This window comes from Paenibacillus mendelii, assembly GCF_024498075.1.
Classification (GTDB): Bacteria; Bacillota; Bacilli; order Paenibacillales; family Paenibacillaceae; genus Paenibacillus_Z; species Paenibacillus_Z mendelii.
This window is the reverse complement of sequence record NZ_JANHOF010000017.1, coordinates 109,930-116,390: the sequence shown is the minus strand read 5'-3', so window position 1 is coordinate 116,390 and position 6,461 is coordinate 109,930. Positions and strand designations below refer to the sequence as shown.

Sequence of the window (6,461 nt, the reverse complement as noted above, 5' to 3'; positions counted from 1 at the left end):
ATGCGCCGCAGGTCCATCTACAAGTGGCAGATTGCTCCGCCTTTCCCAATTCCCTCATGCGAGGAAATTGCGTATCCGGTATTAGCATTCGTTTCCGAATGTTATCCCAGTCTTGCAGGCAGGTTACCTACGTGTTACTCACCCGTCCGCCGCTAACTCCATTGAAAGCAAGCTTTCAATGAAATTCGCTCGACTTGCATGTATTAGGCACGCCGCCAGCGTTCGTCCTGAGCCAGGATCAAACTCTCCATAAAAGTGCGGCCCGAAGGCCGACTATTGAGATAAGCTTGTTAGCTCATTACTTGTTAAATCTTTGCTTGACAGGTCGCTCATTGTTCAGTTTTCAAGGAACAAGTACTCTTGTTTCATTGCTTTCTTGAGGATCGCTTGTTTCGCGACCGGAATTAGAGTATAACATGCTGCCTATTAAAAAAGCAACTATTATTTTTCTCTCTGTTTTCCTTTCCGACGTTATTTCTCTTGGCCGGAATTAGAATATACCGCATGTGCAACCGGTTTGTAAAGATGAATTTTATGGAAATTGATATATTTTGTCGATTCCCTCCTGTATTCATTCTTGTTTTCTTCAGAATTCCACAAATAACGCCCGCCTATACATCGCCATATAATATCTTGTGCCATCATAGCTGCGATTAGTCATGCCTGTATAATCGCAGCTATGATGGCCAGCGCGGAGCGAAACTCGATCTCGATCAATGATTATTTGCTAAATGATTTGGATTCATTACTTTAACTCGATTCCAAAATGAACGCGCAGCGCTTCTTTATATTCTTCATCCGTCTTCGGAATAAAGCTGCGTACCCCCTCTTTGGTAAAGATCCGAAATTCATCTCCTGCCACTGAATTGCGGCCTTCCTTAGTACGTATCGCCAGCATTCGGCCCTGAATGAATATGGAGCCGGGAGCATTCTCGCACCAATAAGTAGCCATTACAAAGTCCTTAGGCAATTGATTTTCTTCCGTAAAGGAATAGATCCTATTCCACTCCCCGCGTTTAAACTCGCAAAGCAGCCAGCCGTAGCCGCTATCCCGCTCCAGCAGGTAGCATTCATCCCCCTGCCATTGCTCCAGGCCTTCTTCCATCCGAACCGGTTTGCGCGGCACGATTCCACCAACACCCACATCACACAAATAGGAATCATTCCCTGCCTCCACTTTTAACACATGATGCCTCCGTTTGGGCGGGCAATCGGGTTCATCTCGCCAAAAGCGGGCGACGAAATCTGTAACGGGATAGCCCAGCTCACGCAGCAGCCAACCAAATAGGGCGTTTAGCTCAAAACAATAGCCCCCGCGTCTCTGCACGACGATCTTTTCAATCAAGTCCGGTATCTCGAGCGATAGAGGGATGCGCTGTAATATATCAAGATTCTCGTACGGAACAGAATGCAAATGACGCTCCTGCAATTCCGCTAAAGTCGATGCGCTGCCGTCTAATGGTCCTTCATATCCGATCCGAGCCAGATAAGCTCTAATCTCAGGCTTCAAATTAGCGCGGGTATCGTTCATATGAAACGCTCCTCTACATATGTTAATTAGATCCTTCAACGTCACTTTCGATGTCGTCTTTCATCATTCTACATTAATGATTGCCAAACCTTCTATAGAAGGAAGGACTACCGGCGAATGAAATCGCTCATACTTTGGATGAACAGCACCTTGTCGCATATAATCGAAAATGATACGATATAGTAAAATTTACCTATTACGGAGGAGTGACCTTGTGTCGAACTCAAAAATTATGAAGCTCGTAACCGGCCTATTGGAATTAGTGCTCGCTATACCGATAGTGGGCGGGCTTATCGTTGTAGGGTTTTCCTACGCCCCACTGGGGATCATGTTTGTTCTTCACCTAATAACGCTGGTCTTGTCGTTAAACAATCGCGAGCCTATATACGGCCCCGTTGCCGGTATCGCCACTTCTATACTCGGCTGGATTCCAGTCTTAGGTTGGTTCATGCATCTCGCTTCAGCCATCCTTCTCCTGATCAGCGCCATGAACACCGGCAAACCGCGATCCCGCACTTTCTAGTCGTAGATGTTTGTCTTGAACGCGACATTGAACCTTTATTGAAGAAACAATTCCTAACAACCACGGATTCCATGTACACCCTTCCTTTTGCCCTGGGCAGAAGGAAGGGTGTTTTTTTGACGGTGAGCTTGTAGAGAAAGGATCGATTACACGAAAATTCGACAAAGTTTTCACTAATTGCACCCCCCTCTTCAAAACTATAAATCAATATCCGATAACGAGAAGGATTAAGGCTGAACGACTACTATCTTCATCATTAACAAGGAGGCTGCATCATGAAGAAACAAACAAGTTGGTATCAACATTGGACTAATCTTTCCCTAAGAATTAAGCTCCCCGTATTCATCAGTGCGTTGGTTGTCGTTACACTGCTTGGATCAGGGTTTGCGATGTATTCATTAGGCTCCGCCATCCTGCTGCAAAAGAGTAAAGATGAAATGCGCGCCAACTCGGACCGGATCGGAGAAGGACTCTGGTCTGCCATTCAGCTTCAAGAGCAATCTACTTATCTGATCTCCATTCATAACACGTTTAAAGATTTATTGCAGCTACGGCAAGCAGGCACTCTCTCAGACAACGAATTCTTCTCCGCAAAAAATCCGGCCTACGATAAAGCCAACAATATCTTAACCAAAAGCTTGACAGGAACTCAAGGCTACGATTCTTTTATTCTTCTAGATTCGAAGGGGACAGTGGTAGCAGAGAGCAGTAATTCGAAGGCCTCAGGAAAATCCTTCGCGGACCGCGAATATTACCAAAAAGCCATTCAAGGCGACCCGTTTATAAGCGATGCGATCGTCTCCAAATCAACGAATGCACTGGTCGTTGCCATTGCGGTTCCGATCAAAGACGATAACGGTAAAGTAATCGGCGTCTTTTGTTCCTCCGTAAGTACCGCCTTCTTTATTAATAAGCTGGAAAACGTCAAAGTCAATGAAGAAGGCTCTGTCATGATTCTAAGCCGGTCCGGGATCGTCTTTTACGATTCAAAAACATCGGAACGGCTTGGCCAAAAGCTCGAAACCGCAGGTATCGACTCATTCTTGGATGACCGTGCCAAAGGTGAAGTGCTGCAAGGTGAGATTGAAATGAGCGACAGCTACATCCGTTATACGAAAATACCGCTAGCAGATTGGGCCATTGTTGTTAGCGACAGCTACAATGACATCGAGAGGCCTCTGAAAAAGATGCTGAATCAAGTCATAATCGTTATGATCATCGCCGTAATCCTTGCAATTGCTGCTGGACTATTTATTTCCCGGATGATTACGCGACCAGTAGCGAAGCTAGCCCAGTTGTTCAAGCAGCTGTCTTCAGGAGACTTGACCGTCTCTGCCACCGGGCGGTATGACAGTGAATTCAAGCAATTAGCTGAAAGCTTCAATACGATGACCAGCCAGAACAAGGAGCTCATCTCTCATATGAACCGCTCTATTGACGTTCTCAAAGCGAGTACCGTTCAATTGGAGTCCTCGTCGAAGCAAACGGCAGTATCCATCAGGGAAACATCGGCAACGGCAGGTGAAATCGCAAAGGCGATGGAATCTCAAGCGAATGATACAGAGCTTATCGTCGACAAGTTCTATGGATTCGGTGAGAAGGTTGTATCCATTAACGACAAAGCCCAATCCGTCAAAGCGAGCACAGACGAGATTGTCGGCGTGTTCCACACCGGCAATGAGGTTGTTGACCACCTGATGGAAATCAACAATCGCAACGAAGAAGAGGTACGGAAGATCTCTTCCATTACCTTGCAGCTGGAGGAAAGCTCCAACAGCATCGGCCGAATTACCGGCGCGATTGCCGATATCGCCAATCAAACGAATTTGCTAGCTCTGAATGCATCCATTGAAGCAGCACGAGCCGGAGAGCATGGCCGTGGCTTCGCCGTTGTCGCTTCTGAGATTCGCAAGCTGGCCGAGCAGAGCGCGAAGCAATCCAGTGAAATTCATACGATCATTCAGCAAAATCTCGGATTTGTTGCCCAGAATAATGACAGTGTCCGGGAAATTCGCGATATCTCGAGCCTGCAGGACGATTATGTGGGTCAAACTCAGCAATCTTTCCGCATGATCATGGACAATGTATCGGAAATCGCAGAGCAAATCAAAGCAATGGCCGGGGAAATCGCCTACATCGAGCAGGATAAAGATGAAATGCTCGTATCCGCCCAAGGCCTGTCGGCATCCGGAGAGGAAGTTTCCGCATCGGTCGAGGAAGTAACAGCCACGATCCAAGAGCAGTCCGCTATGGTTCAGCAGCTCGCAGACATGGTCAGAACGATCGACGATCTGACGAAGGCTTTGGCCGAATCAGCAGCTAAGTTTAAAGTAGAGTAGTTGCTTACTGACGGAAACCGCTGTAATGGGATCCAACACGCCTCGCAGATTGCAGCAGAATTTAAATGAAGAAGAGCGCCCCTTCGGACGCTCTTCTTTCTTTGTAATAACAAATAGCAGGTGAATCCAGCCGTTATGTATCAGATTCAGGCAGCAGCTCGCCTTCCTCATAAAGCGTTAAAAACGAATCTACCAGATCCGGATCAAAATGCTTTCCTCTGTTCTCCTGCAAATACTGCACGGCTTGCGGAATCGACCATTTCTCCTTGTAAGGCCGCTTCGATATGAGTGCATCAAAGACATCGACGACACTGACGATCCGCGCTTCTAGAGGAATTTCCGTTCCCCGAAGCCGATGCGGGTAACCCGTGCCGTCCCATTTTTCATGATGGTAGAGGATTATATTTTTGGCTGTGGAAAATTCATTTTCAAAAATTTCATCGTCCAGCTCCGAATATATTTTACCAATAATATCAACGCCAATTACGGTATGCATCTCGATAATGGTACGTTCATAGTCTGCCAAACGACCTGGCTTGTATAGAATGCCTTCGGGAATGGCAGATTTGCCGATATCATGCAGTATGCTGGAATGGGCGATACCCGCAACTACCAGTTCCGGCATATCCAATTGACATCGTTCATTATGCCGCTGCGCAAGGAGCTCGGTCAGCTTCTGCACGCGTGTGAGGTGGGGCTCGATTCCCGGGTCGCGTATCTCGCATGAAATCGCAAGCACCTTTAATAGAGAAGCTTGGATCGAAGCCACCCTTTTCTCATCCAAATAATATCCGCGGTCGAGCTGCTCCAGCTCCCGGAACACACCGACGAAATATGTACTCCCCTCTATGATGAAGGGGCTGATCGTTATCGATGAATGCCACAGGCTCTTGTCGCGCTTTCGATTGGTGAAGATACCCGACCACGGGGAACCGTTATTCAGAGCTTCATACATCCCGACATAGGTATCATCTGGAGTATGCTTGGTTCGTAATATGCTCGCTTTCTTGCCCACGATTAATTCCGACGAATATCCCGTAATGCATTCATAGGTTTTGTTCACGGCCAGGATTTGATGCTTCTCGTTCGTAATAATAACGGCATCAGCAAGCGATAGAAAGGATTGAAGCGATTCAATCATGAGGTCATCAACTCAGTTCATCTGTATGTATAATCTGTCAATTGCGGTTTTATTCTATCACATAAATCTATCACATCGTTATACTATTAGCGGCATAACAATGAATTCTACGTGTGGAAATATAAAAAACCACCCTGAAGGAGGGTGGTTTCCATATATTCAAGTGTTTGCCCCAGCTGCTATCGGCCGTAGACAGCGTCCCATACGGACTCATAACCATCATCGTTATTATCTTCGCTGCTGTCCTCGTCCGTCCATTCATCTTCATACAACCGCGGGTTAAGCACATCGTACAGAACCTCATGAATTTCTTCTTGGTTAGCTACCATCGCCGTATAGAGCGTATTCAGCTTCTTATCGAGACCGATCTGCTCATTGCGCACGTTCAGCGCCTCTTGATACAGCTTCTGGTTGACATAGGTTTTGAAGGTTACACCGAGTTTAGCATATGACTCCTTGAGCTTGGTCGCCTGCTTGCTCTGCGATATCCAGCCTGCCGCGAGCGAGGATAAGAGGTCCATCTCCTCCTCTTCCAGATACGCTGCGACACTGTCATTCCGCGTCGACAGCATGTTCATGGCGCCGGCGAAGAAAAGAGTGCGCTCCTCGTTCAAATACCCGACGGTATCCTCCGCCTCCAGCAATTCAACAAGCTGGTCGGTTAGTCCGCTTTCGTTGTTCTTCAATTGGCCGAGCAGATAGCCTTGCTGTTTCTTCAACGTGCTGCTCGTCCGAGCTTGCTCCGCCAGCTTCTTGTTGAAGGTGGCTGCGGTCATCTTCTTATTCGCCAGCGGACTCGCATTCGCTACAGCAGCCGCAGGCTGCACAGGTTCAGCCGCAGCAACTCCGGTCGATGCGAGCATGATGGATAAGGCCATTACCCCTTTTATCGCTTTGTTCATCATCTGAAACTTACCTCCTGTACGT

5 protein-coding genes and 1 rRNA gene are annotated in these 6,461 nt (G+C 47.3%); 2 read left to right on the top strand and 4 right to left on the bottom strand.

All coding sequences use genetic code 11. The features are described 5' to 3' along the window. Positions 1 to 254, bottom strand: a 16S ribosomal RNA gene (locus NNL21_RS30700); the annotation flags it as partial. Positions 255 to 745: 491 nt separating this feature from the next. Further along, positions 746 to 1,531: an arylamine N-acetyltransferase family protein gene (locus NNL21_RS30695; protein ID WP_204821924.1), complete on the bottom strand. Its 786-nt coding sequence runs from the start codon at positions 1,529 to 1,531 to the stop codon at positions 746 to 748. A 214-nt stretch (positions 1,532 to 1,745) separates the two neighbouring features. On the opposite strand from NNL21_RS30695, the gene NNL21_RS30690 reads away from it, so the two are divergent. Together NNL21_RS30690 and NNL21_RS30685 are read left to right on the top strand one after the other, a co-directional pair. Beyond that, on the top strand, positions 1,746 to 2,054 hold the full coding sequence (locus NNL21_RS30690) for a hypothetical protein (protein WP_204821925.1): 309 nt from the start codon (positions 1,746 to 1,748) through the stop codon (positions 2,052 to 2,054). Positions 2,055 to 2,329: 275 nt separating this feature from the next. Then, entirely contained in the window at positions 2,330 to 4,393 is a 2,064-nt protein-coding gene (locus tag NNL21_RS30685; protein ID WP_204821926.1) for a methyl-accepting chemotaxis protein, read from the top strand. Between the two features lie 133 nt (positions 4,394 to 4,526). Here NNL21_RS30685 and NNL21_RS30680 read toward each other — a convergent pair whose 3' ends face one another. After that, complete coding sequence (locus NNL21_RS30680; RefSeq protein ID WP_204821927.1) at positions 4,527 to 5,534, bottom strand: HD domain-containing phosphohydrolase; 1,008 nt, start codon at positions 5,532 to 5,534, stop codon at positions 4,527 to 4,529. A 179-nt stretch (positions 5,535 to 5,713) separates the two neighbouring features. Further along, positions 5,714 to 6,439, bottom strand: a complete 726-nt coding sequence (locus tag NNL21_RS30675; RefSeq protein WP_204821928.1) for a hypothetical protein — start codon at positions 6,437 to 6,439, stop codon at positions 5,714 to 5,716. Positions 6,440 to 6,461: the final 22 nt, after the last annotated feature.

Coding starts and splice junctions, on each gene's coding strand:
- NNL21_RS30675 (WP_204821928.1), bottom strand. CDS start 6,439: ATGATGAACAAAGCGATAAAAGGGGTAATGGCCTTATCCATCATGCTC.
- NNL21_RS30695 (WP_204821924.1), bottom strand. CDS start 1,531: ATGAACGATACCCGCGCTAATTTGAAGCCTGAGATTAGAGCTTATCTG.
- NNL21_RS30680 (WP_204821927.1), bottom strand. CDS start 5,534: ATGATTGAATCGCTTCAATCCTTTCTATCGCTTGCTGATGCCGTTATT.
- NNL21_RS30685 (WP_204821926.1), top strand. CDS start 2,330: ATGAAGAAACAAACAAGTTGGTATCAACATTGGACTAATCTTTCCCTA.